This is a genomic window from Bradyrhizobium sp. HKCCYLRH1030, assembly GCF_051168395.1.
Taxonomy (GTDB): Bacteria; Pseudomonadota; Alphaproteobacteria; order Rhizobiales; family Xanthobacteraceae; genus Bradyrhizobium.
Genome location: NZ_JBNPUY010000021.1, coordinates 13,519 through 38,373 on the forward strand (window position 1 = coordinate 13,519; position 24,855 = coordinate 38,373).

Below are 24,855 nucleotides of genomic sequence, written 5' to 3' on the forward strand. Positions count from 1 at the left end.
GCGATGCAATCCGACCTGCCGAGCGTTCGCCGCATTGGTGACATCGGGCCGGTCGTGCTAATGCCACGATGATCCAGATCGGAAGGAGGCGCTGATGATCTTCCGCCAATTGTTCGACAGCGTCTCCGGCACCTACAGCTACATCCTCGCCAGCCGCAGCGGCGGCGAGGCCGTCATCATCGATCCGGTGCTGGAGAAGGTCGAGCGCTACTGCCAGCTTTTGCGCGAGCTCGATTTGCGCCTGGTGAAGGCCGTCGACACCCACCTGCATGCGGATCACGTCACCGGCCTCGGCGCTTTGCGCGACCGAACCCATTGCGTCACCATCATGGGCGAGCAGACCAAGGCCGACGTGGTGGCGATGCGCGTCAGCGAGGGCGACCGGATCGCCATCGAGGGCATCAGCCTGGACGTGATGTACACGCCCGGGCACACCGACGATTCCTATAGTTTCTCGCTGGGCGACCGCGTCTTCACCGGCGACACGCTGCTGATCCGAGGGACCGGCCGCACCGATTTCCAGAACGGCGATGCGCGGCAGCAGTACGACTCCATCTTCAACAAGCTGCTGCGGCTGCCCGACGACACGCTGGTCTATCCCGCACACGACTACAAGGGCGACACCGTCTCCACGATCGGCGAGGAGCGCCGCTACAATCCGCGCCTGCAGGTCAAGTCGGTCGACGACTACGTCGCGCTGATGGCAAATCTGAAGTTGCCGAACCCGAAGATGATGGATGTCGCGGTGCCCGCCAACATGCGCGTCGGGCTGCATCAGGAGGAGTTGGCGAAGCGGGGCCTGTCGCTGCCGGCACGCGAGGCGATCGAGTGCCTGGGACGCCCCGACGTGCTGCTGGTCGATTTGCGCGAGGCCGCGGAGCGCGCCAAGCATGGCACGCTGTCCGGCGCACTGCACGCGCCCTATCCTGCGATCGAGGACAATCTCAAGCCGGGCGGCATGCTGCGCGAGGTCGCCGCCGCCACCGGCCGCCGCATTGTGTTCTTCTGCGCCTATGGCGAGCGCTCGGCGATGGCCGTGCAGACGGCACAGGCGGCGGGGCTGGCGAATACGGCGCATATTGAAGGCGGGTTGGACGCGTGGAAAAAGGCCGGCGGGCCGGTGGTGCCGTAGGAGGTAACGCTCTCCCACCTTTCGGCAGCCCTTGACGGCGCCCTCACACTCCGCTGTCGTCCCGGGCAAGCCCGCGGGCGCGAAGCGTCGGCGGGCGCCGACCCGGGGCCCATACCGCGTGATCTGTCTTGAGGCGGGCTGCACGTTTGAACCTGCATCGCAACAAACATCGGCGGGTGGTTATGGATCCCCGCGTGCGCGGGGATGACACCGGGGTTGGCGTTGCGGAGTGGCTCCCTCAGCGCGGATGCATGCAGAGCCGACACCCTGCCGTGTTTCCTCTACCCCAGCCCGCAAACGCCGGCCGCGGCGCGCAGGTGCCATGCGCGGGCGTTCGTGGACAATGAACCGCATTCCGATAGTGTGGCGTTGTGTCGCGCGCGGCCCCTGATTTCGGGAGCATCGGCGGTTTGCCGGCAACGCGCCCTCCTTTCCATCGCTGACGCCGGGGGCCAACGGATCGACCATGGCTGACGTTCTCGCCGCACCGCAACATGCTCCGGTCCGGACCGCCTCGCCGCTGCGCACATTGGCGCTGATCTCGCTGGCGCACTGGGTCAGCCATCTGCACATGCTGGTGCTGCCGATGCTGTTTCCCTACCTGAAGGAGAAGCTCGGCGTCGGCTACATCGAGCTCGGCTTTCCGCTCACCGTGTTCGCGGTCGTCTCGGCCCTGACCCAGGCGCCCGTCGGCTATCTGGTCGACCGCGCCGGTGCCCGCCGCATCCTGCTGATCGGCCTGACGCTCGGTGGCCTGTCGCTGGCGATGCTCGGCGTCTACCTGAGCTATGCCAGCCTTGTCGTCTCGGCGGTGCTGCTCGGCCTCGCCAACGCGGTCTACCATCCTTCCGACTACGCGCTGCTGGCCGCACACATGGAAGAGAAGCGCATGGGCCGCGCGTTCGGTGTGCATACCTTCGCCGGCTATCTCGGCGGCGCCGTCGCGCCCGCCGTGATGGCGGCGCTGGTCACCACCGTCGGCGGCTCCGGCGCGCTGATCGCAGCCGGCCTGGTCGGACCGCTCGCCGCGCTGCTGCTGCTCGTCGGCAACGTGCCCGAGGTGCCGCCGCATCCGCATCACACCAGCGCCGACGGCAGCAAGGTCAAACAGCCCAGCCTGCTGACGCCGATGCTGATGCTGCTGACCGTGTTCTTCATGCTGCTCAGCCTGTCCAACGCCGGCATCGCCAGCTTCGGCGTTGTCGCGCTCATGAACGGCTACGGCATCTCGTTCTCGACCGCCAACATCGCACTGACCGCGTTCCTCGGCGCCAGCGCCGTCGGCGTGCTCGCCGGCGGCCAGCTCGCCGACCGCATCCGCCATCACAACCTGGTCGCGGCCGTCGCCTATGCGATCAACGCCGTGCTGGTGCTGATGATCACTTTCATCAACCTGCCGACCGTGCTGCTCACGGCGATCATGCTGGTCGCGGGCTTCATGAGCGGCGTGATCGCGCCGTCGCGCGACATGCTGGTGCGCAATGCCGCCCCGCCGAGTGCCGCCGGCCGCGCCTTCGGCATCGTGTCGACCGGCTTCAACTTCGCCGGCGTGGTCAGCCCGCTGCTGTTCGGCTGGATCATGGACATGAACGCGCCGCGCTGGGTGTTCGGCGCCTCCGTCGTGTTCATGCTGCTGACGATCGTGCTCGCGTTCTTCACCGAGCCGAAGAAGGCCAAGGCGTAGCAGTCTTCGTAGGGTGGGCAACGTGAAGCATGCCCACCGTCCGCCAGAAATCACCGCTGAGAATGGTGGGCGCGCGCCGCCTTGCCCACCCTACGGCGCTCGCGTCACCTGCGCCGGCGCAACGCTGCTGCCTGATCCCCGCGTGTTGACATCATCGCCTTCCCGCCGATGATGCGGCCAACAACAACACCCGGGGAAGACACGCCATGACACAGCCAGATCTCGTGATCCGCGGCGGAACCGTTGCCGATGGCTCGGGCGGCGAACTCTACGAAGCTGATGTGGCGATTGCGGACGGCCGTATCGTCGCCGTCGGCAAGGTCAATGCGACCGGCCGGGAGGAGATCGACGCGCGCGGCAAACTCGTGACACCAGGCTTCGTCGACGTTCACACCCATTACGACGGCCAGGTGACCTGGAGCCAAGACATCTCGCCGTCGTCGCAGAACGGCGTCACCACCGCGATCATGGGCAATTGCGGCGTCGGCTTCGCGCCGTGCCGGCCGGCCGATCATCAGCGCCTGATCCAGTTGATGGAGGGCGTCGAGGACATCCCCGAACCGGTGCTCGAAGCCGGCATTCCCTGGGAATGGGAGAGCTTTCCGGATTACATGGAGTGGCTCGGCAAGCGTGAATTCGATCTCGACATCGGCGCGCAGCTGCCGCATGCGGCGCTGCGCGTCTATGTCATGGGCGAGCGCGGCGCGCGCCGCGATCCGGCCACCGCCGACGACAACCGCGCCATGGCGGCGCTGGCGCGCGATGCGGTCAAGGCCGGCGCGCTCGGCTTCTCGACCTCGCGCACGCTCAACCATCGGACATCGACCGGTGACTACACGCCGACGCTCAAGGCCGGCGAGGACGAGTTGACGACGATCGCCCAGGCCATGCACGGCGCCGGCCGCAGCGTGCTGCAATTCGTGCTCGACATCTCCACCATCCACGAAGACCTGCCGATGATGCTGCGCATCGCCGACACGACGAAATGCCCGATCTCGTTCTCGGTGACGCAGAACGACCGCGCGCCGCAACGCTGGCGGCAGACGCTGGCCGAAATCAACGCCGCCGCCGCGCGCGGCCTGTCGGTGACGGCGCAGATCGCGGCGCGCCCGGTTGGGCTGCTGCTTGGGCTGGAGTTGTCGCGCAACCCGCTGCAGACGCATCCGAGCTACCAGGCGATCGCGCATCTGCCGCTGGATGAGCGCGTCGCGCGGATGCGCGATCCGGCGCTGCGCGCGGCCATCCTGGGCGAGCAGGCCAGCGCGACCGACGACCCGCTGTTCTTCAAGCCGAACTACGACAAGATGTATCTGCTCGGCGATCCGCCGGACTATGAGCAGCCGCCGGAGCGGTCACTCGGCGCCCAGGCCCGCGCGCGCGGCTGTCGTCCCGAGGAACTGGCCTATGACGCGATGCTCACGGACGGCGGGCGCGGCATGCTCTACGTGCCGTTCCTCAACTATTCCGACGGCAATCTCGATGCCACCTACGAGATGCTGCGCGACCCGCGCAGCGTGCCCGGCCTCAGCGACGGCGGCGCGCATTGCGGCATCATCTGCGACGCCAGCTTCCCGACCTATCTGCTGACGCACTGGACCCGCGACCGCAGGCGCGGTGACAAGCTCTCCATTCCGTTCGTCGTCGCCGCGCAGTCGCGCAAGACCGCGCTCTCCGTCGGCCTCGACGATCGCGGCCTGCTCGCGCCAGGCTACAAGGCCGACGTGAACGTCATCGACTACGACCGGCTGCATCTGCATCCGCCGAAGGTGCACTACGACCTGCCGGTCGGCGGCCGCCGCCTGATGCAGGAGGTCGACGGCTATGAGGCGACGATCGTATCGGGCGTGGTGACACGCCGGCATGGCGAAGCCACCGGCGCACGGCCCGGGCGGCTGGTGAGGGGTGCGCGCCAGCTGAGCTGAGACGTCAACTGGCCGCGGCGACTGTCTCGGCAAGCCTTGCAAGCTCGGCTTGCGCGGCGGGATGCTCGTTGAACCAGGGTGGCAACGAGCGCAGCGCGATCTCGAGTGCCCTGCCGGCCTCGTCTTTGCGGCCGTGCAGGAGATGCCACTCACCGATGTAGAAATAGGCTTCAGCCTGTTCTCGAGCCGTTGCCGCCGCGTTCAACAGCTGCTGCGCCGTCGAACGCTCCATGAGAAGATCGAACACGGGCCAGGGCCACTGCCCCGCCGCCCAGTACGCAGCGAAAGAAGCGAGATCTGGCTTGGCGCGCCCCGGCAACCGAGCCAGCGACAGGTAACGAAACAGGGCCGCATAGGGCTCGAACTGGAGCGCGAGCGATCGTTCCATGTCAGCTGCCGCGGCTTCGAACCTGCCGCGGCAGAACTGAATATAGCCACGTCCCCGATGCATGACCGGGTCTTTGGGCGCGAGGCCGACTGCTGTCGTGCTCTGGGCGATCGCGCGATCCAGATCGCCCTTCACATGATGAAGGTACGCGAGTTCACCATGAGCCGCCGCGAGCCTGGGCTCGAGCGCGAGAGCACGCGTCTGATCGTCAATGGCGCCGTCGAAGTCGCCGAGGAATTTGCGTGACACGCCGCGGGCGCCGTAGGTCTGCGCGTTGGGCTTGAGCTTGAGCGCGAGACCAAAATCCTCGATCGAGCTGGCGTAGCTGCCCATGCCCTGGAGCGCCACGCCGCGATTGTGGTAAGCGTAATGGTTGCGCGGATTGAGCTGAACCACCTTGCTGAAGTGGAAGATGGCGCCCGAGAAGTCCTCGATCGTCAGGCATCGCACGCCGCGCCAGTACTGCAGCATATGAGAGAACAGGCGCATCATGCGGGACCTCACGCGGATGAATGCGAGGCCGCCTCCTGATGACCCCGGGCGGGGGTTGTATCACGCAAATTCCGGCGCCACACCCTGCTGCGCCTGCAGGCGCGCACGCTCGCTGTTGGGCCAGAGCAGCGCCAGACCCAGCAGGCCGGAGATCACCATGATGACAGCATTGATGGTGAAGCCGGACATGTAGCCTTCAAGCAGGCTGCCAGAGGCCTGGATCATCTTGCCCATCACGAGGGGCGCAACGATGCCGGCGAGCGTATAGAGCGCGCCGTAGATCGCCATGGCGGCGCCGCGCTGCGTGACCGGGGTGAACTCGCCGATCATCGGCGGGCAGACGACGTAGATCGAGCCGCACAATCCCGATCCGACCACGAGCAGTGCGATCTTTGCCGAAGCGGCGTCGACATGCGGCATCATCGCCATCAGCCCGCCGCCGATCACGAGCGGCGTCGCGCCGACCACGCCACGGGCCATGCGCGTGGAGACGCCACGCGCCATCAGCGTCTGCGACACAAAGCCCGTGGTCAGCACCACGCACGCGCCGAAGATCCAGGGCAGGATCGAGATGAAGCCGGCCTGCTGCTGCGAGAAGCCGAGGCCTTTCACCAGGAACGGCGTGAACCAGGTCAGCCCGAGCGACAGCGCCCAATAGGCGCCGAAGGTCGCGGCGACGCAGCCGACGAAGGTCCGCGACGTCAGCAGTTGCAGATAGGGAACGCGCCGCTCGCGCAATCCGGCGAGCTCGACCTCCGCCAGCGGCCCTTCCTTGCCCAGCCACAGCCACGCCACGCTCCACATCAGCCCGACCACGCCGAGTGCGCCGAAGGCATAGTGCCAGCCGTGATTCACGATGATCCAGTTCAGCGCGGGCACGGCGAGGATGACGCCGAAGGCGGATCCCTGTGACAGGATCGCGGTCGGCATCGCCCGCTTCTCATCGGGGAACCATTTGTAGACCGCGTGAACGGCGACGGACGCCGCGGGGCCTTCGCCGGCGCCGAGAATGATGCGGCAGATCAGCAGCGTGGTGAAGCCGACGGTGCCCACCATCGGGAATTGCGCGAGCGCCCAGATCAGCGCCAGCATCAGCAGCACCCAGCGCGTCGGCACCTTGTTGACGACGAAACCGACGACGATCGCCGAGATCGAGAACAGGAAGAAGAAGGATGATCCAAGCAGGCCGAACTGCTCGGCGTTCAGATTGAGCTCGGTCATGATCGGCACGCCGGCGAGCCCGACCACGATCTTGTCAGCGAAGTTCACCAGCATGAACAGGAACAGCAGGAAGGTGATCTTCCAGGCGCCTTTCGGTGTCGCGCTTGCGCGGGATGTGCCCTTCAGCGTCGTTGGCGCGGCCATGGTCCTTCCCCATTCTGTCATGATCCGCCCCTGTCGTCCGGGCGTTTTGACGATGCTACCCACGAAGCGGCTTCGCAGGCAACCGGTTGGCGCGCTAAGTTATTGCTGCAACGCGGGAATTCGCCCTCTTGGGCTGCATCGCGATACCCTCGCAACCTGATTGCGCGCGGCCGGCATCACATCGGGGGCGTCATGAAGAACGAGCGCGTGATGTTCGCGTTGGCCCTTGTTATGTTGTGACGCAACAACCCCGATCATGCTCGTGCTCAGCGTCCGTCATCTCACCAAGTCCTATCGATCCGGCGGCGAGCCGATCCACGTCCTGCGTGGCGTCGACCTCGACGTCTCCTCCGGCGAGCGCGTCGCGCTGACCGGTGAATCCGGCTCCGGCAAGAGCACGCTGCTGCATCTCATCGCCGGGCTCGATGCCGCCGACGGCGGCGACATTCTGCTCGACGGCGTTTCGGTCGGGGCGCTCGACGATTCGGCACGCGCGGCGGTCCGGCGCGAGCGGCTCGGCCTCGTGTTCCAGCAGTTCAATCTGGTGCCGAGCCTGTCGGTTCAGGACAATCTCAGTTTCCAGGCGCGGCTGGCCGGTCGGCATGATCCGGCGTGGCACACCGAGCTCGTCGAGCGGCTCGGGCTGAAGTCGCTGCTCAAGCGCTATCCGGAGCAACTGTCGGGCGGACAGCAGCAGCGCGTCGCGATCGGCCGAGCGCTGGCGGTCAAGCCGGCCCTGCTGCTCGCGGACGAACCGACCGGCAATCTCGACGAGGACACCGCCGACGAGGTGATGGCGCTGACGCGCGACCTCGTCGCGCGCACCGGCTGCGGCTTCCTGATGGTGACGCACAGCGCGCGGCTCGCGGCGATGCTCGACCGCCGCGTCCACCTGCATGGTGGGCGCATCGCATGAGGCGCGCGCTGTGGATTCTCGCCGTGCTGCTCAGCCACTGGCGCCGGCATCCGATGCAGCTCGCGACCTTGCTGATCGGGCTGATCTCGGCGACCGCGCTGTGGAGCGGCGTGCAGGCGCTGAACCAGCAGGCGCGCAGCTCCTATGATCGCGCCGCGGCGATCTTCGGCGGCGCGCGCACGCCGATGCTGGTCGCGACCGACGGCAAGATGCTGCCGCAGAGCGTGTTCGCGGAATTGCGCCGCGCCGGCTGGCCGGTGTCGCCGGTGCTCGAGGGCCGCGTGCAGATCGACGGCCATTCGGTGCGGCTGCTCGGCATCGAGCCGTTCAGCATCCCCCGGGAGGTCGGCAATGCGCCGATGGTCGGGCGCAGCGAGCTCGAGGCCTTTCTCACACCGCCACATCGCACGCTGATCTCGCCGGAGACGCTGGCCGATCTCGGACTGAAAGACGGCACGGCGCCGCGGCTCAGCAACGACGCCCTGCTGCCACCCTTGATGGCGCAGCAGCAGCTCGCGCCCGGCGTGCTCGTGGTCGATATCAGCGACGCGCAGCGGCTTCTCGACAGGCCCGGCCAGATTTCGCGGCTGCTGGTCGGCAAGACGTCGGTCCAACGACCGCCGTTGCAGTCGTTCGCGGGCGGCCGGCTACAGCTCGTGCAGCCGGAGGCCGAGACCGACCTGGAGCGACTGACCGACAGCTTCCACCTCAACCTCACCGCCTTCGGCCTGCTGTCCTTCGTCGTCGGCCTGTTCATCGTCAATTCCGCCATCGGCCTCGCCTTCGAGCAGCGCCTGCCGGTGCTGCGCACCTTGCGCGCCTGCGGCGTGTCGGCGCGCCAGCTCAACGGCGTGCTGATCGGCGAGCTCATCGCCTTTGCCTTGGTGGCGGGGCTCGTCGGGCTGGTGTGCGGCTACGTCATCGCCGCCGCGCTGCTGCCGAACGTGGCGGCATCGCTGCGCGGGCTGTATGGCGCGCAGGTGCCGGGCGAGCTCAGCCTGCAGCCGGAATGGTGGTTTGCGGGCCTCGTCATCAGCATCGCCGGCGCGCTCGCGGCCGCGACGACCAGCCTGATCAAATCGATGCGGCTGCCGATCCTCTCCACCGCGCAGCCCTATGCGTGGCAGGAGGCGCAGCGGCGCTGGCTGCGCTTGCAGAGCGCGGTCGCGCTCGCCTTCTTCGTCGCCGCCGGCCTGCTGCTGTGGCTCGGGCAGTCGCTGCTGGCTGGCTTCGGCGTGCTCGCGGCGATGATGCTCGGCGCGGCGCTGCTGCTGCCCGCGATCCTGGAGCTGGTGCTGCGGCTCGGCGAGCGCGGCGCGCGCGCGGCGCTGGCGCAATGGTTCTGGGCCGACAGCCGCCAGCAGATCTCGGGCCTGTCGCTGGCGCTGATGGCGCTGCTGCTCGCGCTCGCCGTCAATGTCGGCGTCGCCACGATGGTCGAGACCTTCAGCCGCACCTTCCTGGTCTGGCTCGATGGCCGGCTCGCCGCCGACGTCTACGTCAGCGCCGCGGATGAAGCGCAGGCGCGCGACATCCAGACCTGGCTGCGCGCGCGGCCCGATGTCCAGGCCGTTCTGCCGGGCGGACGCGCCGAAACGCAGTTGGCGGGCGCGCCGATCGACATTCTCGGCCTGCCCGATCACGACACCTATCGCGACCATTGGCCGCTGCTGCAGGCCGGCGACAGCGCCTGGAAGCAGCTGGTGCGCGGCGACGCCGGCTTCGTCAGCGAGCAGTTGGCGCGCCGGCTCCATCTGTCTGTCGGTGACAGCATCGACCTCCCCGCATCCGGCGGCGACTGGCGCATCACGATCGCCGGCATCTATGCCGACTACGGCAATCCCAAGGGCCAGATCACGGTCAACGTCGCCGCGCTGACGCGCCGCTTCCCGGCGACGCCCATCACGCGCATGGCCGTGCGCGCAGCGCCGCCCGACGTGCCGGGACTGATCAGCGCGCTAACCGACAAATTCGGCCTGGACGGCCGCAACGTCATCGACCAGGCCACCGTGAAGCAGGAGTCGAAGCAGATCTTCAACCGCACTTTCGCGGTCACCGGCGCGCTCAACACCTTCACGCTGGGCGTCGCCGCGATCGCGCTGCTGACCAGCCTGCTGACCTTGGCGAACTCGCGGCTGCCGCAGCTCGCACCCTTATGGGCCATCGGGCTGACGCGACGGCGGCTCGCCGAAGTCGAGCTGTTGAAGACGCTGTCGCTCGCCGGCCTGACCGCGCTGCTCGCGCTGCCGCTCGGGCTCGTCGTGGCGTGGTGCCTGATCGCGATCGTCAATGTCAAAGCGTTCGGCTGGCGGCTGCCGTTCGACGTGTTCCCGCTGCAGCTCATCCGGCTGCTGGTCGTCACGCTGGTCGCGGCGGTGATCGCCTCGCTGCTGCCGGTGCTGCGGCTGGCCCGGATGCAGCCGGCCGATCTGGTCAGGACCTTCACCATTGAGCGCTAGAACGACGATCACGCGGCGCGGCCTGATCGGCGGGCTCGGCCTGCTGGCCCTGCCGCGCCTCGCACATGCACAGGGCTTTGCGGGCCTGAGCGACAGCGCCGACGGCTTTGCACCGGTGACGCCCGGACGAGCGTTCGGCTTCCCTGCGGATCACGGGCCGCACGACGATTTCCGCATCGAGTGGTGGTACGTCACCGCAAACCTCAGCGATAGCAGCGGCAAGGCCTATGGCCTGCAATGGACCCTGTTCCGCTCGGCGGCGCGGCCGGGGCCGCAAGCCGAGGGGTTCGACAATCAGCAGCTCTGGATGGCGCATGCCGCGGTGACGCGCGCGGACAGCCATCGCTCCGCCGAGAAATTCGCGCGCGGCGGCGTCGGCCAGGCCGGCGTCGAGGCCAAGCCGTTCCAGGCCTGGATCGATGACTGGCTGCTGAGCGGCACCGCCGCCACCGACGATCGATCGCTGGCGCCGCTCGACATGACGGCCGCCGGGCCGGACTTCTCCTACGCGCTGCATCTGGAGGCGGACCGTCCGGTGGTGCTGCAGGGCATCGGCGGCTACAGCCGCAAATCCGAGCGCGGCCAGGCGTCTTACTATTACAGCCAGCCGTTCTACCGCGCCCGCGGCCAGATCAATTTCGACGACACGCCGGTCGAGGTAACAGGCGTGGCCTGGCTCGACCGCGAATGGAGCAGCCAGCCGCTAGCCGCCGACCAGAGCGGCTGGGACTGGTTCGCGCTGCATTTTTCCGGCGGCGAGAAGCTGATGCTGTACCGGATGCGGCAGGGCAATGGCGACTACACGTCCGGCACCTGGATCACGGCCGACGGCGTCTCGCGCGCGCTCGGCCCCGGGGGCATCGTGATGACGCCAAAGGATATCGTTGCGATCGGTGAGCGCAGGCTGCCGGTCGGCTGGCGCGTCGAGATATCAGCGCTCGGCATCGCCATCGACTCGACGCCGCTCAACCCCAGGGCCTGGATGGGCACCCGCGTGCCATATTGGGAGGGACCGATCAGCTTCAAGGGCAGCCACACCGGGGTGGGCTATCTCGAGCTGACGGGATATTAACAAGCCGTCATCAGGGGGAACCGCGCATGTATCACTTCACCGCACTCGTCACCGTGCTCGCGCTCATGCTGTATTTCTACATGGGGGTCCGCGTCGCGCAAGCGCGCGCCAGGTTCGGCGTCAAGGCGCCGGCCGTCACCGGCAATCTCGATTTCGAGCGCACCTATCGCGTGCAAGTGAACACGCTGGAATGGATGCCGATCTTCCTGCCGGCGCTGTGGCTGTTCGCGATCTATGTCAGCGACCCGATCGCGGCCCTGATCGGCCTCGTCTGGATCGCGGGTCGCGCGATGTACATGGTGTCCTATGCGAAGGCCGCGGAGAAGCGCGGCCCCGGTTTCGGCGTGCAGGCGCTCGCCGCATCCGTACTCCTCGCCGGCGCGCTGATCGCCATCCTGTGGCGGATGCTGCACGGCTGATTGCTGCACCCATCGCCGTCGCCCCGGCTTTCGCCGCGACGACGGCGATAGTGTGACGATCACTTCGTCAGCGGACAGCCGCTCTCCTTGGCGGTGAAGAACGCCTTGTCGCCGGGCACCGTGGCGAGCTGCTTGTAGTAGTCCCACGGCTTCTTCGATTCCGACGGCTTCTTGACCTCGAACAGGTACATGTCGTGGACCATGCGACCGTTGGCGAGCACCTTGCCCTGCGCGAAGGCGTCGTCGACCGGCAGCTCCTTCAGCTTCGCAGCCACCGCATCGGAGTCCTTGGTTCCGGCGGCCTTCACCGCCTTCAGATAGGACAATGTCGCGGAATAGGTGCCGGCGTGGATCATGCTCGGCATCCGGCCGGTGCGCTTCATGAAGCGCTCGCTGAAGGCGCGGGACTTGTCGTCGCGATCCCAGTAGAAGCCTTCGGTGAGGATCAGGCCCTGCGCCGCCTCCAGCCCGAGACCATGCACCTCGGACAGGGTCATCAGCAGGCCGGCGAGCTTCTGCCCGCCCTTGACGATGCCGAACTCGGCCGCCTGCTTGATCGAGTTGGTGGTGTCGAGGCCGGCATTGGCAAGCCCGATGATCTTGGCCTTCGAGCTCTGCGCCTGCAGCAGGAAGGAGGAGAAGTCCGACGAGTTGAGCGGGATGCGCACCGAGCCCAGCACCTTGCCGCCCTTCGACGTCACGATGTCGCTGGTGTCCTTCTCCAGCGCATAGCCGAAGGCGTAGTCGGCGGTCATGAAGAACCAGGTATCGCCGCCGGATTCGACCAGCGCGCCGCCGGTGCCGACCGCGAGCGCGCGGGTGTCATAGGCCCAGTGGAAGCCGTAGGGCGTGCAGGCATCGCCCGATATGCGCGAGGTCGCGGCACCGACGACGATGTCGATCTTCTTCTTCTCCTTCGACAGATCCTGGATCGCCAGCGCGACCGAGGAGGTCGTCAGCTCGGTGATCATGTCGACACCCTCGGTGTCGTACCAGCGCCGCGCGATCGACGAGGCGAGATCGGGCTTGTTCTGATGGTCGGCGGTGACCAGCTCGACCTTCTGCCCCAGCACCTCGCCGCCGAAATCCTCGATCGCCATCTTGGCCGCTTCGACGGAATATTTGCCGCCGTAGTCGGCATAGACGCCGGACTGGTCATTGAGGATGCCGATCTTGACCTGCGCCGACGCCGGCGCCGCCGCCAGCAGCGCACCGACGGCCGCAAAAGCCAGCAAACCCGATTTCATATGGTCTCTCCCCGCATGTCTTGGTCTTGAGATGTCATTCGTTGGAATGCGCGCTCATGTTATGCCAGAACCCCGGCCACGCCCATCCCTTCCCGCCTCAGCCAATCGGCTGACAGCCATGTTGAGAGACGCAGGCTCCTCCGCTACATTCGCGTCCAAACAACGAGCCGTCCCGCCGGGATGGTGCGCAGGGAAGGAAACCGCCTGGACGCGTGAGGCAGCACCGTCTGCATCGCGTCGCCATGCCGAGGTGCCGCGGCAGGCGCCTTCCTCCCGCCTGCGCGCCGCGCCGCGGCGAGCTGCGCGCATCGGCAGGAGGACACATGTACACCGGCAAGCACGCCCGGCTGCGCCCATTGCAGCCTGCCTTCATCATGGCCTCGACCGGCGAGGCGGTGACCTATCGCGAGTTGGAGGCGCGCAGCAACCGGCTGGCGCATCTGTTCCGCCAACGCGGCCTGAAGCGGCTCGACCACTATTCGATCTTCATGGAGAACAACAGCCGCTATCTGGAGGCGTGCGGCGCCGGCGAGCGCTCCGGGCTGTATTTCACCTGCGTGAACTCCTACCTCACGCCCGGCGAGCTGGCCTACATCCTCAATAACAGCCGGTCGCGGCTTCTGATCACCTCCCTCGCCAAGCTCGACGTCGCGCGCGAGGCGCTGAAGCAGGCGCCCGACATCGAGCTCTGCATCGTCGCCGATGGCCGACGGGACGAACTTGGCGAGAGCGAGCGGATCGTCGGCCTCGCCGAGGCCACGGCCGGCCTGCCGGCGACGCCGATCGCCGACGAATGCGTCGGCACCGCGATGCTGTACTCCTCCGGCACCACGGGCCGGCCGAAGGGCATCCTGCGGCCGCTGCCCGAGCAGCCGCCGGTTCAGCAGCTTCCGATCTTCGACTTCCTGGAAAGACTGTGGCGCTACCGCGAAGGCATGATCTACCTGTCGCCGGCGCCGCTCTATCACTCCGCGCCGCAGGCCGCGGTCAACCTCACCATCCGCGTCGGCGGCACCGCCATCATCATGGAGACGTTCGACCCCGAGCGCTACCTGCAACTGGTCGAGCAATGGGGCATCACGCATACGCAATTGGTGCCGACGATGTTCTCGCGCATGTTGAAACTGCCGGAAGAGATCCGCACGCGCTATGATCTCTCCTCGCTCGAGGTCGCGATCCATGCCGCCGCGCCCTGCCCGGCACAGGTCAAGGAGGACATGATCAGATGGTGGGGGCCGATCATCCACGAATATTACGGCGCCACCGAAGGCCTCGGCTTCACCGCCTGCGACAGCGCGGAATGGCTCGCGCATCGCGGCACCGTCGGCAAGGTGCTGTTCGGCGACCTGCACATTCTCGATGAGACCATGCAGCCGTGCCCGACAGGAACGGCCGGCACGGTGTGGTTCAAGACGGGATCGCCGTTCGAGTACTTCAACGACCCCGAGCGCACCAAGGAGGCCCGTTCGGCCGACGGCAGCATGAGCACCGTGGGCGACGTCGGCTATGTCGATGCCGACGGCTATCTCTATCTCACCGACCGCGCCACCTTCATGATCATCTCCGGCGGCGTGAACATCTATCCGCAGGAATGCGAGAACCTGCTGATCACGCATCCGAAGGTCGCCGATGCCGCCGTATTCGGCGTGCCCAACCCCGATCTCGGCGAGGAGGTGAAGGCGGTGGTCCAGCCGATGTCGGGCATCATGCCTGGGCCCGAGCTGGAAGAGGAGCTGATCGCGTTCTGCCGGCAGTCGCTGTCGCGGCAGAAGGTGCCGCGCTCGATCGATTTCGAGAAGGAGCTGCCGCGGCTGCCGACCGGCAAGCTCTACAAGCGCCTGCTGCGCGACCGCTATTGGGGCAACAAGACGTCAAGGATCGTGTAGGGCGGCACGACCTCGGATTGATCCTGGTCAAGCGCGCGCGGTGCCGCGCAGCTATTCTCCGCCAATTGCGATCGCAGCACGAGACGACGACATGCGCGCTCATCAAATCATGACCAGATCCGTGATCGCGGTGACGCCCGGAACCCCGGTGGCCGAGGCAGCGCGGATCATGCTGCGCAACCACATCGGCGGGCTGCCTGTGGTCGACGCGTCCGGCACGCTCGTCGGCATGGTCACGGACGGTGATTTCCTGCGCCGCGCCGAGCTCGGCACCGAACGCAGGCAAGGCCGCTGGCTCGACCTCCTGGTCGGCCGCGGCCGCATCGGCGCCGACTTCGTCCATTCCCACGGCCGTACGGTTGGCGACATCATGAGCCAGCCTCCGGTCACGGTCAGCGTCGATGCCAGCCTGGCGGAGATCGCCGAGATCATGGAGAAGCGCAACATCAAGCGTCTCCCTGTGATGAGTGGCGACCGGCTGGCCGGCGTGGTGACCCATACGGATTTCCTGCAAACCGTGGCCGACCTCGCCACTGCCGTTCCAGGCCCCACCCCTGACGATGACGGGATCCGCAACGCCATCCTCGATTCACTCGACCAGGCCGCCTGCAAGCATTGCCGCTTCAACGTCGTCGTCCGCAACGGTATCGCGCATCTCACGGGCGCGGTGCGCAGCGAGAAGGAGCGGGCCACGGCGATCGTGGCGGCCAAGAGCGTCCAGGGCGTCAGGAACGTGCGCGACCACATGTGGGTCTATCCGCCGCCAGAGGACGAGTTCGGCGGCGGTGACATCGTCTCGCTGCAGGACCAGCCGTCGACCGACGACGACCAGCCGCTGTGAGGAGAGCCGGGCGTGCGACGTGCCTCCGTACCATCGCTGCTGCTGCTGGTCCTGCTGTCCGCCCCGGCGGCCGCCGAGGATCTCGATCACGGCCGCCAGCTCGCCGAGCGCTGGTGCGCCGCCTGCCACGCCGTGGCCACAGAGCCGACCAAGTTCCGGCGCGCCCGGCCGTTCGTCGCCATCGCGGCCAGGGATGACGTGACGAAGGAGATGCTGGCCAAGTTCCTCCTGCTTCCCCACGCGACGATGGCCAACAATCCGCTCAGTGCGAATGATGCGGCCGACCTGGCAGGCTACATCCTCAGCCTGAGGAAGTAGTTGATGCGACATTCGCCAATGGGTTGAGCCGCCCCCCGGTCGGCGGCGTCCGGATGCAAGCGGACCCCTGGCGCCGAACGTTCGGCGGCAATTTAGCAGGATCTCCTGGAACAAAACGCCCATGCCTGCGTTCTCCGTGTTCGCCGTCGTGAGCTGGAGCACGTCGCACGGCCCCAAGGGGGTCTGCCGACGGCAAATCGTCCTGTCCTCGTTGCCGGAAAAACCAACAACAAGCAGCGATCGAGATAGCCCTTGCATTTGTACACAAACAAGTTGGTAATCCGGTGCACGGCGTCTTCTCTGCCGACCTGTTAGCAAGGAGCCTGCGACGTGCACGGAATGCCCGGCGCCTCCCCCGCCCCACGCGTAACCGACGACGATACGGCCTATCTGGCGGCGATCGTGGAGTCCTCGGCCGACGCCATTGTCGGCACCACCGCCGACGGCGTCATCCGCAGTTGGAACGCGGCCAGCGAACGGATGCTGGGGTTCACCGCGGCTGAAATGATCGGCAGATCCGTCTCCGAGATCATCCCCCCCGAGCTGGCGGAAGAAGCGAGCGCCTTGCGCGCCAGGGTCAACGCGGGCGAAGCGATCGAGAGCTTCGAGACCGTCCGGCTGACCAAGCAGGGACGCCCGATCGAGGTCTCCATCACGTTTTCGCCGATCCGCAGCAGCACCGGCGTGATTGTCGGCATCTCCAAAGTCATCCGCGATGTCACGCTGTCGAAGAAGACCGAGCGTGCGGCGGCGATGCTCGCGGCCATCGTCGCCTCGTCCTCGGACGGCGTCGTCAGCAAGACGCTGGACGGCACGATCACCAGCTGGAACAAGAGCGCCGAACGCATCTTCGGCTTCTCGGAAGGCGAGATGATCAACCGCTCGATCCGCACGATCATCCCGCAGGAGCGCCAGGCCGAGGAGGACCGGATCCTCGCCACCGTCCTATCCGGCGCGATCATCGACAATTTCGAGACCATCCGCCTGCGCAAGGATGGGGCGCTCATCGACGTGTCGGTGACGGTCTCGCCGGTCCGGGACTCCAGCGGCCGCATCATCGGCGCCTCCAAGATCGTGCGTGACATCACCGACAAGCGCCAGACAAGGGAGCAGTTGCGCACCTTGCTGGCCGAGGTGAACCACCGCAGCAAGAACCTGCTGTCGCTGGTGCAGGCGATCGCCCGGCAGATGACCCGTCACGGCCGCCAGCTCGACCTCAACCGCTTTCTGGAGCGCCTGCAGGCGATCGCGAGCAATCAGGATCTCCTGATCCAGAACGATTGGCGTTTCATTCCACTCGGCGGCCTGGTCCGCTCGCAGCTCGGGGCGTTCAGCGACTTGATCGGCGACCGCATCGCGATCGACGGGCCGCCGATCGAGCTGACGCCGGAGGCCGCGCAGTCGATCGGCATGGCAGTCCACGAGCTCGCCACCAACGCCGCCAAATATGGCGCACTGTCGAACGACGAGGGACGGATCGCGGTCCGCTGGACGCGCATCGACGACAGCTTCGACATGACGTGGGTCGAAAGCGGCGGACCTGAGGTCGCGCCGCCGGAGCACACCGGCTTCGGAAGCCGGGTGATTTCCGATCTGGTACGCGCCGGCCTGGATGGAACGGTCGAGGTCGAGTTCCTGCCGACCGGACTACGCTGGCACCTGAGGTGCCCCCTGCAACGCCTCTGCCGCGACCGTCATCATGCGCGACAGTGAGAAGACTCATCTCCTGATCGTCGAGGACGATCCCATGATCGGCTTCGACCTCGCGGTCGAGCTCGAAGCCGCCGGATTCACGGTCGTCGGCGTGGCGGCGACCGTGCACAAAGCCCTCCATCTGCTGGAGCGGAATCACTGCGATCTCGCCGTGCTCGACGTCAATCTCGGGCAGGAAACATCGGCGCCGATCGCGCGCGCTTTGGTCGCGGCCGGCGTGCCCTTCGTCGCCGTCACCGGCTATTCCGTCGATCAATGCCCGGAAGAATTCGCCACGGCACCGCTGCTGTCGAAGCCGTTCCAGACGTCGCGGCTGGTAGCCGCACTGAAGCGGCAATTGCATCAGTGAAGTCTGTTGCAGCGGGAGACGAGCTTCCGCGTGACGTGGCTGCAGCGGTTGCATCTTCGAGACAAGCCGACCTCTCCCCGCAACTGCCAGCGCAATCGCTTGTGGCGGTCTCCGTCTTTCGACCGTCTGTTTCCACGTCGTCATGGCCGGGCTTGTCCCGGCCATCCACATCGACGTCGCGCCCTGAAAGGACGCAGGCAGGCAACTCACGCCCACCTGCCCGACGGTCAGGCCGCAATCTCCGCCACGATCCGCCCCGTCGTCACCTGGTCGCCCTCGGCGACCTCGATCGCGGTCACCGTTCCGGCGATGCCGGCGGTGTGGACGTGCTCCATCTTCATCGCCTCGAGCGTCACCACCGGCTGTCCCACAGCCACGCTGTCGCCCGGCTTCACCAGCACCGCGACCACACGACCATTCAACGCCGCGCGAACCCTGCCATCACCGCCGCCAGCGGCTGAGGATTGCGGCCTCGCCAACGTCACGTCGCGCAGCGCCAGCGTCTGGTCGCGATGCTGGACGAACAGCCGATCGTTGTCGCGGACGAAGCGCGCGCTCTCGACGATCTCGGCGTGACGAACGCGGATCGCATCATCCGTGAGCGACACGATCTCGAAGCGATGCTCTGCATCGCCACGCGTCACGCGATAGATTCCGTCACGCTCGCGCAGCAGCTCGCACTCGGCCACCTCACCGGCGATCTCGAACCGGAGCGGCGTCGCGAAGGCTGCCGCGAGCGAGCGGCCGCGGCGGACGGGATGCGCGAGCGGATGGCTGACGGAGAGCAGCAACGCACCCAGCGAGAGGTCTGCCGCTTCGACCGCCGGCGCACGCAGCTCGTCACGATGCGCCGCGATGAATGCGGTGGTCGCCTTGCCCGCGGAGAAGGCCGGATGCCGCAGGCAGGACATGAGGAAGGCCCGGTTGGTCGGGACGCCCAAGGCAATGGCCTGCTCCAATCCGGCGATCAGTCTTGCGCGCGCCTCCTCACGAGTCGCAGCATGGCTGATCAGCTTGGCGATCATCGAATCGTAATGGGGCGGGATCTCCGCGCCGGACTCCAGCGCATGCTCGACCCGGATCGTCCCGGGCATCTGCCACAGCGTCATCCGCCCGGACTGCGGCATGAAGTCGTGCGCCGCATCCTCGGAGCACAGTCGCACCTCGATCGCGTGACCCGAGAAGCTGATCTGCTCCTGGCGCAACGGCAGGGGCTCGCCCGCGGCGATGCGCAATTGCCATTCGACGAGATCGAGTCCCGTCAGTGCCTCTGTCACGGGATGCTCGACCTGCAGCCGCGTGTTCATCTCCATGAAGTAGAATTGGCCGTCGCCGTCGAGCAGGAATTCCAGGGTGCCGGCGCCCTCATATCCGAGCGCCTTCACCGCCTGCACCGCCACGGCGCCCATGCGCACGCGCAGCTCCGGCCCGACCGCGGGCGACGGCGCCTCCTCGATCAGCTTCTGGTGCCGGCGCTGCACCGAACAGTCGCGCTCGCCGAGATGGATGGCATTGCCGTGCCGATCGCCGAACACCTGGATCTCGATGTGGCGCGGATTGGCGATCGCCTTCTCCAGGATGACGGTGCCGTCACCGAACGCGGCGGCCGCTTCGGAGCGCGCACTGCGCAGCAAATCGGGGAACGCGCCGGCGTCTGTCACGAGCCGCATGCCGCGGCCGCCGCCACCGGCGACGGCCTTGATCATTACCGGGAAACCAATGCGGCGCGCCTCGCGCAGCATCGCGTCGTCGCCCTGGTCCTCCCCCTGATAGCCGGGTACGCAGGGCACACCGGCGCAACTCATGATCACCTTGGCGCCGGCCTTGTTGCCCATCGCCTTGATCGCCTCGGGCGATGGCCCGATGAACACCAGACCGGCCTCCTTGCACGCTTGCGCAAAATCCTCGTTCTCGGCGAGGAAGCCATAACCGGGATGCACGGCATCCGCGCCCGTCGCCTTTGCGGCGGCGATGATCGCTGCGATGTTGAGATAGGACTGTGCCGGCGGCGGCGCGCCGATGCGGACCGCCTGATCGGCGAGCCGGACATGCGGCGCCTCAAAATCTGCATCGGAATAGACTGCGACCACGCCGTAGCCGAGCCGGCGCGCGGTGCGCATGATCCGCAAGCCAATCTCGCCGCGGTTGGCGATCAGCACCTTGTGGAACGGCCTGCGTTGCATTCCCGTCATCTCTCCGCTCATGGCCTGGACACCGAGAACTGCATGCGCTGCGGCTGCCGCGCTTCCGCCTCGCGGCAGATCGCCAGCACCTCCGACAGCACCGCGCGGGTGTCGCGCGGATCGATCACGCCGTCGTCGAGCACGCGCGCCGAAGTCGCAAACACGTCCATCTGGCTGTCGAACACGCCGATGATCTGCGCCTTCATGGCGTCGAGCTTCTCGCGTTCCACCGGCTTGCCGCGGCGCGCTGCGGCCGCTTCGGTCACGATCGCCATCGTCTCCGCCGCCTGCTCACCACCCATCACGGCGGTCTTGGCGTTGGGCCAGGAGAAGCAGAAGCGCGGGTGGAAGCCGCGGCCGCACATGCCGTAATTGCCCGCCCCGAACGAGGCCCCGCAATAGATCGTGATCTGCGGCACGGTCGCCGACGTCACCGCCTGGATCATCTTGGAGCCGTGTTTGATCATGCCGGCCTCCTCATAGGCGCGGCCGACCATGTAGCCGGTGGTGTTGTTGAGATACAGGATCGGTGTGCGCGTCTGGCAGCAGGCCTGGATGAAGTGCGTCGCCTTGTTGGCGCCCGCCGGATCGAGCGGGCCATTGTTGGTGACGATGCCGATCGCCTGGCCCTCGATGCGGGCATGGCCGCACACCGTCGCAGGCCCGTAGTTCGGCGCCATCTCGACGAAGTCACTGTCGTCGACGATGCGCGCAATGACCTGGCGCATGTCGACGGGGCGCTTGTGGTCGAGCGGCATGATGCCGAGCAGCTCCTCCTGATCGTAGCGCGGCGGCTGTACCGGCGACGACTCCTGCGATGGCCGGTCCCAGTTGAGCTTGCCCATGATTTCGCGCGCGATGCGCAGCGCGTCGCGATCGTCCTCGGCGAGATAGTCGCCGAGCCCGGAGATCGAGGTGTGCATCTCGGCGCCGCCGAGCTCCTCCTCGGTGGCGATCTCGCCGGTCGCGGCCCTCAACAGCGGCGGCCCGGCGAGGAAGGCACGGGTGCGTCCGCGCACCATCACGATGTAGTCGGACAATCCGGTCTGATAGGCGCCGCCCGCGGTCGACGAACCATGCGTCACGGTGACGACCGGAAGGCCCGCCGCCGAGAGCCGCGCCAGATTGCGAAAGATGTTGCCGCCGCGGACGAAATCCTCGACGCGGTAGCGCAGCAGGTTGGCACCGGCACTCTCGACCAGTTGCACGTAGGGCAGCTTGTTCTCCAGCGCCAGCTCCTGCACGCGCAGGGTCTTGTCGAGGCCGTAAGGCTGCAGCGCGCCGGCATCGATGCCGGCGTCGTTCGCCGAGACCATGCAGCGCACGCCGGACACGAAGCCGATGCCGGCGACGACGCCGCCGCCCGGCACACTCTTGGCCGGGTCCGGCGTATCGAACATGTAGCCGGCAAGCGTCGATAGCTCCAGGAACGGCGCGCCGGGATCGAGCACCAAGGCGACGCGCTCGCGCGGCAACAACTGGCCGCGCTGATGGAAGCGCTCCTTTGCCGCCGCCGAGGCATTGCGCGTGCGCGCCTCGAGATCGCGCATCCGCGCGATCAGGTCGAGCATGCCGTCACGGTTGGCTTGGAAGGCCGCGCCGGCGGGAGAGATGGTGTTGTCGATCACTGCCACGAACGAGGTTCTCTCTTTTGGCCGTCATTCCGGGGCGCGCGGAGCGCGAGCCCGGAATCCATACTCCCGATGGTGATTATGGATTCCGGGCCTGGCCCTTCGGGCCATCCCGGAATGACGGCGGAAGTCGTTGATACGGCTCACGCGCTCTTCGCGAAATGCTCGCCATAGGCCTGGCGCAGCTCGACCTTGCGCAGCTTGCCGGTGGCCGTCATCGGCATCTCCTCGAGCACCCGCACCAGCTTCGGCACCTGGAAGCCGCCAAGCGAATTGCGGCAGTGCTCGAGCAGCTCGGTCTCGCTGGCCCGCGCGCCGGGCTTGAGCTTGACGAAGGCCGAGACGGCCTCGCCCCATTGCGGATGCGGCAGGCCGACGACGGCGGCATTCTGCACCGCCGGATGCGCCAGCAGGGTCTCCTCGATCTTGACCGAGGCGACGTTCTCACCGCCGGACTTGATCATGTCCTTCTTGCGATCGAGGAACAGCACCTCGCCCTTGTCGATGACCGCGAGGTCGCCCGTGTGGTGCCAGCCGAACTTGCGGGCGTCCTCGGTCGATTTCGGATCCTTGTAGTAGCCCAACATCACGTTGGGCCCGCGATGCACCAGCTCGCCGATCTCGCCGGGCGGCAGCAGATTTCCGGCATCGTCCATGATGGCGGTCTCGTTGACGAACAGCGACTCGCCCCAGTAGTTGCCGAAGCGGTCGAGCTGGACCTCGGGCCGCGACATCGTCGTCGCCGGATACATCTCGGTCTGACCGCTGGTCAGCGCGAAGTTCGGACACAGCTCCTTGATCGCGCGCTCCAGCAGCGGCCGGCCCATCGGCGCCATGGTGTAGAGGCAGGTGCGCAGATGCGAAAGATCGAACTCCTTCCGCCGCGGATGATCGAGGATGGCTTGGTACATCAGCGGCAGACCGACGAACACGGTCAGCCGATCGCGTACGATCGCCTCCATGCAGGCGACCGGGTCGAAGCCGCGCATCAGCGCCATGCGGCCGCCGACCGAGAGATAGCTGAGCAGCAGCACGTGACCGGCACAGTGGAACAGCGGGAACTGCCCGGTGATGCCGTCGTCGCGCGAGAGCTGCATCTCGATGCAGTTGCTCATGACGGCCATCACCACGGCGAGGTGACAGTGCATCGCGCCCTTCGGCCGCGACGTCGTGCCCGACGTGTAGATGATCATCGCGAGATCGCGATCGTTGATCTCGATCTCGGGCTCGACGTCCGAATGCCCCTGGATGAGGTCGGCGAAGCTGGCAAGCCCCGCGGTCCTCGCCGTGCCGGTGAGATCGACGGCGACCAGCTCGACGCCGCGCTGTTCCAGCGCCGCCCGCCGCTCCGGCTGCGCAAACAGATTGTCATCGACGAGCGCGAAGCGCACCTCGGCATGGCCGAGGATGTAATCCATGTCGGCGGGCCCGAGCATCGTATTGATCGGCACCCAGACGAGACCGGCGCGATGGATGCCGAACAGCGCTTTGACGAACTCGATCGAGTTGTTGCAGACGGTCGAGATCTTCTCGCCCGGCTTCAGCCCCTTGGCGACGAGATGGTTCGCAAACCGGTTGGCATCGCGCTCGAGCTCGGTGAACGTCACCTGACGGGCGCCATCGGTGATCGCCACCCGCTCGGGAAAGCGGCGCGCCGCGCGCTTCAGGAGGTCGCCGATCGCAACCCGGCCGATGCGGCCGGGACCGGACACGCCGCCGGTGGCGTCGAGATTGGTCATTGGTCTGTTCCCTCCCCATTCACGTCATTGCGAGGAGCCGAAGGCGACGAAGCAATCCAGGGCGTCGTGCAGAACTCTGGATTGCGTCGCTGCGCTCGCAATGACGGCGTCTGCCTGCGTCAGTTCACCGTGCCGAACATCTGCCGCGCCTCGGCCGGGCTTGCGATCTCGCGGCCGGCGCGCCGCGCGCACGCCGCGATGGCCTCGATCAGCTGGCCGTTCGAGGTCACCTTGGTGCCGTCGGCGAGATAGAACGTGTCCTCCAGCCCGGTGCGGAGATGGCCGCCGAGCTCGGCGCAGCGCTGGTGCAGCGGCCAGATCTCCGCCCGGCCAATTGCCGTGACTTGCCAGTGCGCTTCCGGCAGCTTCAGCTTGAGCAGGATGGGCAGCAGCTCGGGATCGGCCGGCATGCCGGACGCGACGCCCATCACGAAGTTGTATTCGAGCGGGCCGTCATACATGCCGGCCTGGCGATACATGCCGACGCAGCGGACGATGCCGACATCGAAGCATTCGAATTCCGGGATCGTGTGCGCGTCCTTCATCGCGGCGAGATAGTCCTGGATCTTCTCGACCGAGTTGTCGAACATCATCGGCGGCCAGGCCCAATTGTTGTCGGCCTTGACCTTCAGATAGTTCAGCGAGCCGGCATTGCAGGCCGCGATCTCCGGCCGGGTTTGCCGGATGCAGTCGAGCGCGCCTTGATAGTTCGGTCCCGACACGCCCGAGGTGTGATTGATGATCACGCCGGGACAGGCCTCCCGGATCGCCTGCTGGATCTCGCGGGAGACGTCGACGTCCCAGGACGGCAGATGCCCCTTGCCCGGCGCCTGCTGGCGCAGATGGATGTGCATGATCGCAGCACCAGCGTCATAGGCGCGCCGCGCCTCGCGCGCCATCTCCTCGGGCGTGACCGGCACATGATGCTGCCTGGGATCGGTGAGCACGCCGTTCAGCGCGCAGGTGATGACGGCTTTGTCGCTCATGGCACTCGTTCGATGGGCTGCGCGCAGGCGGCGCTGTGCTGACAGGGTCCGTATATGACGGCCGCACGCCGGGATCTGCTTGCGTTGACTCGCTGGTGACATGCGGCGCAACC

General features: G+C 66.9%; 19 protein-coding genes. 12 read left to right on the forward strand and 7 right to left on the reverse strand.

Features of this window, described 5'->3' with window-relative positions:
• The first annotated feature begins 94 nt into the window (after window positions 1-94).
• The 3 genes from ACQR1E_RS33080 (at window position 95) to ACQR1E_RS33090 (ending at window position 4,738) form a co-directional block, all read left to right on the forward strand.
• The gene (locus ACQR1E_RS33080) at window positions 95-1,132 is read left to right on the forward strand and encodes an MBL fold metallo-hydrolase (protein WP_315717080.1); all 1,038 of its coding nucleotides are present in this window, start codon (window positions 95-97) and stop codon (window positions 1,130-1,132) included.
• 466 nt (window positions 1,133-1,598) lie between these two features.
• Window positions 1,599-2,816 carry an MFS transporter gene (locus ACQR1E_RS33085; RefSeq protein ID WP_434898062.1) on the forward strand — a complete coding sequence of 406 codons (1,218 nt, stop codon included), beginning with the start codon at window positions 1,599-1,601 and terminating at the stop codon, window positions 2,814-2,816.
• Window positions 2,817-3,022: 206 nt separating this feature from the next.
• Entirely contained in the window at window positions 3,023-4,738 is a 1,716-nt protein-coding gene (locus ACQR1E_RS33090; RefSeq protein ID WP_316204276.1) for an N-acyl-D-amino-acid deacylase family protein, read from the forward strand.
• Window positions 4,739-4,742: 4 nt separating this feature from the next.
• Here the strand turns inward: ACQR1E_RS33090 and ACQR1E_RS33095 are convergent, their stop codons facing one another.
• Together ACQR1E_RS33095 and ACQR1E_RS33100 are read right to left on the reverse strand one after the other, a co-directional pair.
• Entirely contained in the window at window positions 4,743-5,618 is an 876-nt protein-coding gene (locus tag ACQR1E_RS33095) for a tetratricopeptide repeat protein (RefSeq protein WP_316204275.1), read from the reverse strand.
• A 60-nt stretch (window positions 5,619-5,678) separates the two neighbouring features.
• Complete coding sequence (locus ACQR1E_RS33100) at window positions 5,679-6,983, reverse strand: MFS transporter (RefSeq protein ID WP_434898063.1); 1,305 nt, start codon at window positions 6,981-6,983, stop codon at window positions 5,679-5,681.
• A gap of 256 nt (window positions 6,984-7,239) precedes the next feature.
• On the opposite strand from ACQR1E_RS33100, the gene ACQR1E_RS33105 reads away from it, so the two are divergent.
• Genes ACQR1E_RS33105 through ACQR1E_RS33120 form a run of 4 tightly spaced genes read left to right on the forward strand, consistent with a single transcriptional unit; the run spans window position 7,240 to window position 11,849 of the window.
• The gene (locus ACQR1E_RS33105) at window positions 7,240-7,899 is read left to right on the forward strand and encodes an ABC transporter ATP-binding protein (protein ID WP_315717075.1); all 660 of its coding nucleotides are present in this window, start codon (window positions 7,240-7,242) and stop codon (window positions 7,897-7,899) included.
• Window positions 7,896-10,358 (forward strand): ABC transporter permease, encoded by a 2,463-nt coding sequence (locus ACQR1E_RS33110; protein WP_316165640.1) that lies wholly within the window; start codon window positions 7,896-7,898, stop codon window positions 10,356-10,358. The genes ACQR1E_RS33105 and ACQR1E_RS33110 overlap by 4 nt, the downstream gene beginning before the upstream one ends.
• Window positions 10,348-11,430 carry a lipocalin-like domain-containing protein gene (locus tag ACQR1E_RS33115; RefSeq protein WP_434898064.1) on the forward strand — a complete coding sequence of 361 codons (1,083 nt, stop codon included), beginning with the start codon at window positions 10,348-10,350 and terminating at the stop codon, window positions 11,428-11,430. The genes ACQR1E_RS33110 and ACQR1E_RS33115 overlap by 11 nt, the downstream gene beginning before the upstream one ends.
• A gap of 26 nt (window positions 11,431-11,456) precedes the next feature.
• Window positions 11,457-11,849, forward strand: a complete 393-nt coding sequence (locus tag ACQR1E_RS33120; RefSeq protein ID WP_315717072.1) for an MAPEG family protein — start codon at window positions 11,457-11,459, stop codon at window positions 11,847-11,849.
• Window positions 11,850-11,908: 59 nt separating this feature from the next.
• Here ACQR1E_RS33120 and ACQR1E_RS33125 read toward each other — a convergent pair whose 3' ends face one another.
• A complete protein-coding gene (locus ACQR1E_RS33125) occupies window positions 11,909-13,096 on the reverse strand; it encodes an ABC transporter substrate-binding protein (protein ID WP_315717071.1) in 1,188 nt (395 codons plus the stop codon).
• Between the two features lie 323 nt (window positions 13,097-13,419).
• On the opposite strand from ACQR1E_RS33125, the gene ACQR1E_RS33130 reads away from it, so the two are divergent.
• The 5 genes from ACQR1E_RS33130 to ACQR1E_RS33150 all read left to right on the forward strand — a co-directional run bounded on the left by ACQR1E_RS33130 (window position 13,420) and on the right by ACQR1E_RS33150 (window position 18,203).
• Window positions 13,420-14,982 carry an AMP-binding protein gene (locus ACQR1E_RS33130; RefSeq protein ID WP_316165644.1) on the forward strand — a complete coding sequence of 521 codons (1,563 nt, stop codon included), beginning with the start codon at window positions 13,420-13,422 and terminating at the stop codon, window positions 14,980-14,982.
• Between the two features lie 91 nt (window positions 14,983-15,073).
• Complete coding sequence (locus ACQR1E_RS33135; protein WP_316165645.1) at window positions 15,074-15,823, forward strand: CBS domain-containing protein; 750 nt, start codon at window positions 15,074-15,076, stop codon at window positions 15,821-15,823.
• Window positions 15,824-15,835: 12 nt separating this feature from the next.
• Window positions 15,836-16,141 carry a c-type cytochrome gene (locus ACQR1E_RS33140; protein ID WP_315717067.1) on the forward strand — a complete coding sequence of 102 codons (306 nt, stop codon included), beginning with the start codon at window positions 15,836-15,838 and terminating at the stop codon, window positions 16,139-16,141.
• 330 nt (window positions 16,142-16,471) lie between these two features.
• Window positions 16,472-17,854: a sensor histidine kinase gene (locus ACQR1E_RS33145; protein WP_316165647.1), complete on the forward strand. Its 1,383-nt coding sequence runs from the start codon at window positions 16,472-16,474 to the stop codon at window positions 17,852-17,854.
• A complete protein-coding gene (locus tag ACQR1E_RS33150) occupies window positions 17,841-18,203 on the forward strand; it encodes a response regulator (RefSeq protein ID WP_315717065.1) in 363 nt (120 codons plus the stop codon). The genes ACQR1E_RS33145 and ACQR1E_RS33150 overlap by 14 nt, the downstream gene beginning before the upstream one ends.
• 227 nt (window positions 18,204-18,430) lie before the next feature.
• Here ACQR1E_RS33150 and ACQR1E_RS33155 read toward each other — a convergent pair whose 3' ends face one another.
• From ACQR1E_RS33155 to ACQR1E_RS33170, 4 genes are all read right to left on the reverse strand, one after another.
• Entirely contained in the window at window positions 18,431-20,386 is a 1,956-nt protein-coding gene (locus ACQR1E_RS33155; RefSeq protein ID WP_434898066.1) for an acetyl/propionyl/methylcrotonyl-CoA carboxylase subunit alpha, read from the reverse strand.
• Between the two features lie 17 nt (window positions 20,387-20,403).
• Window positions 20,404-22,020 (reverse strand): acyl-CoA carboxylase subunit beta, encoded by a 1,617-nt coding sequence (locus tag ACQR1E_RS33160; protein WP_316185575.1) that lies wholly within the window; start codon window positions 22,018-22,020, stop codon window positions 20,404-20,406.
• Window positions 22,021-22,160: 140 nt separating this feature from the next.
• Window positions 22,161-23,756: an AMP-binding protein gene (locus ACQR1E_RS33165; RefSeq protein WP_316171977.1), complete on the reverse strand. Its 1,596-nt coding sequence runs from the start codon at window positions 23,754-23,756 to the stop codon at window positions 22,161-22,163.
• Between the two features lie 119 nt (window positions 23,757-23,875).
• Window positions 23,876-24,742 carry a 3-keto-5-aminohexanoate cleavage protein gene (locus ACQR1E_RS33170; protein WP_315767746.1) on the reverse strand — a complete coding sequence of 289 codons (867 nt, stop codon included), beginning with the start codon at window positions 24,740-24,742 and terminating at the stop codon, window positions 23,876-23,878.
• Window positions 24,743-24,855: the final 113 nt, after the last annotated feature.

Excerpts from the sequence above, each read along its gene's own strand:
- ACQR1E_RS33080 (WP_315717080.1), top strand. The coding sequence starts at position 95 with ATGATCTTCCGCCAATTGTTCGACAGCGTCTCCGGCACCTACAGCTAC.
- ACQR1E_RS33085 (WP_434898062.1), top strand. The coding sequence starts at position 1,599 with ATGGCTGACGTTCTCGCCGCACCGCAACATGCTCCGGTCCGGACCGCC.
- ACQR1E_RS33090 (WP_316204276.1), top strand. The coding sequence starts at position 3,023 with ATGACACAGCCAGATCTCGTGATCCGCGGCGGAACCGTTGCCGATGGC.
- ACQR1E_RS33095 (WP_316204275.1), bottom strand. The coding sequence starts at position 5,618 with ATGATGCGCCTGTTCTCTCATATGCTGCAGTACTGGCGCGGCGTGCGA.
- ACQR1E_RS33100 (WP_434898063.1), bottom strand. The coding sequence starts at position 6,983 with ATGGCCGCGCCAACGACGCTGAAGGGCACATCCCGCGCAAGCGCGACA.
- ACQR1E_RS33105 (WP_315717075.1), top strand. The coding sequence starts at position 7,240 with ATGCTCGTGCTCAGCGTCCGTCATCTCACCAAGTCCTATCGATCCGGC.
- ACQR1E_RS33110 (WP_316165640.1), top strand. The coding sequence starts at position 7,896 with ATGAGGCGCGCGCTGTGGATTCTCGCCGTGCTGCTCAGCCACTGGCGC.
- ACQR1E_RS33120 (WP_315717072.1), top strand. The coding sequence starts at position 11,457 with ATGTATCACTTCACCGCACTCGTCACCGTGCTCGCGCTCATGCTGTAT.
- ACQR1E_RS33125 (WP_315717071.1), bottom strand. The coding sequence starts at position 13,096 with ATGAAATCGGGTTTGCTGGCTTTTGCGGCCGTCGGTGCGCTGCTGGCG.
- ACQR1E_RS33130 (WP_316165644.1), top strand. The coding sequence starts at position 13,420 with ATGTACACCGGCAAGCACGCCCGGCTGCGCCCATTGCAGCCTGCCTTC.
- ACQR1E_RS33135 (WP_316165645.1), top strand. The coding sequence starts at position 15,074 with ATGCGCGCTCATCAAATCATGACCAGATCCGTGATCGCGGTGACGCCC.
- ACQR1E_RS33150 (WP_315717065.1), top strand. The coding sequence starts at position 17,841 with ATGCGCGACAGTGAGAAGACTCATCTCCTGATCGTCGAGGACGATCCC.
- ACQR1E_RS33155 (WP_434898066.1), bottom strand. The coding sequence starts at position 20,386 with ATGCAACGCAGGCCGTTCCACAAGGTGCTGATCGCCAACCGCGGCGAG.
- ACQR1E_RS33165 (WP_316171977.1), bottom strand. The coding sequence starts at position 23,756 with ATGACCAATCTCGACGCCACCGGCGGCGTGTCCGGTCCCGGCCGCATC.
- ACQR1E_RS33170 (WP_315767746.1), bottom strand. The coding sequence starts at position 24,742 with ATGAGCGACAAAGCCGTCATCACCTGCGCGCTGAACGGCGTGCTCACC.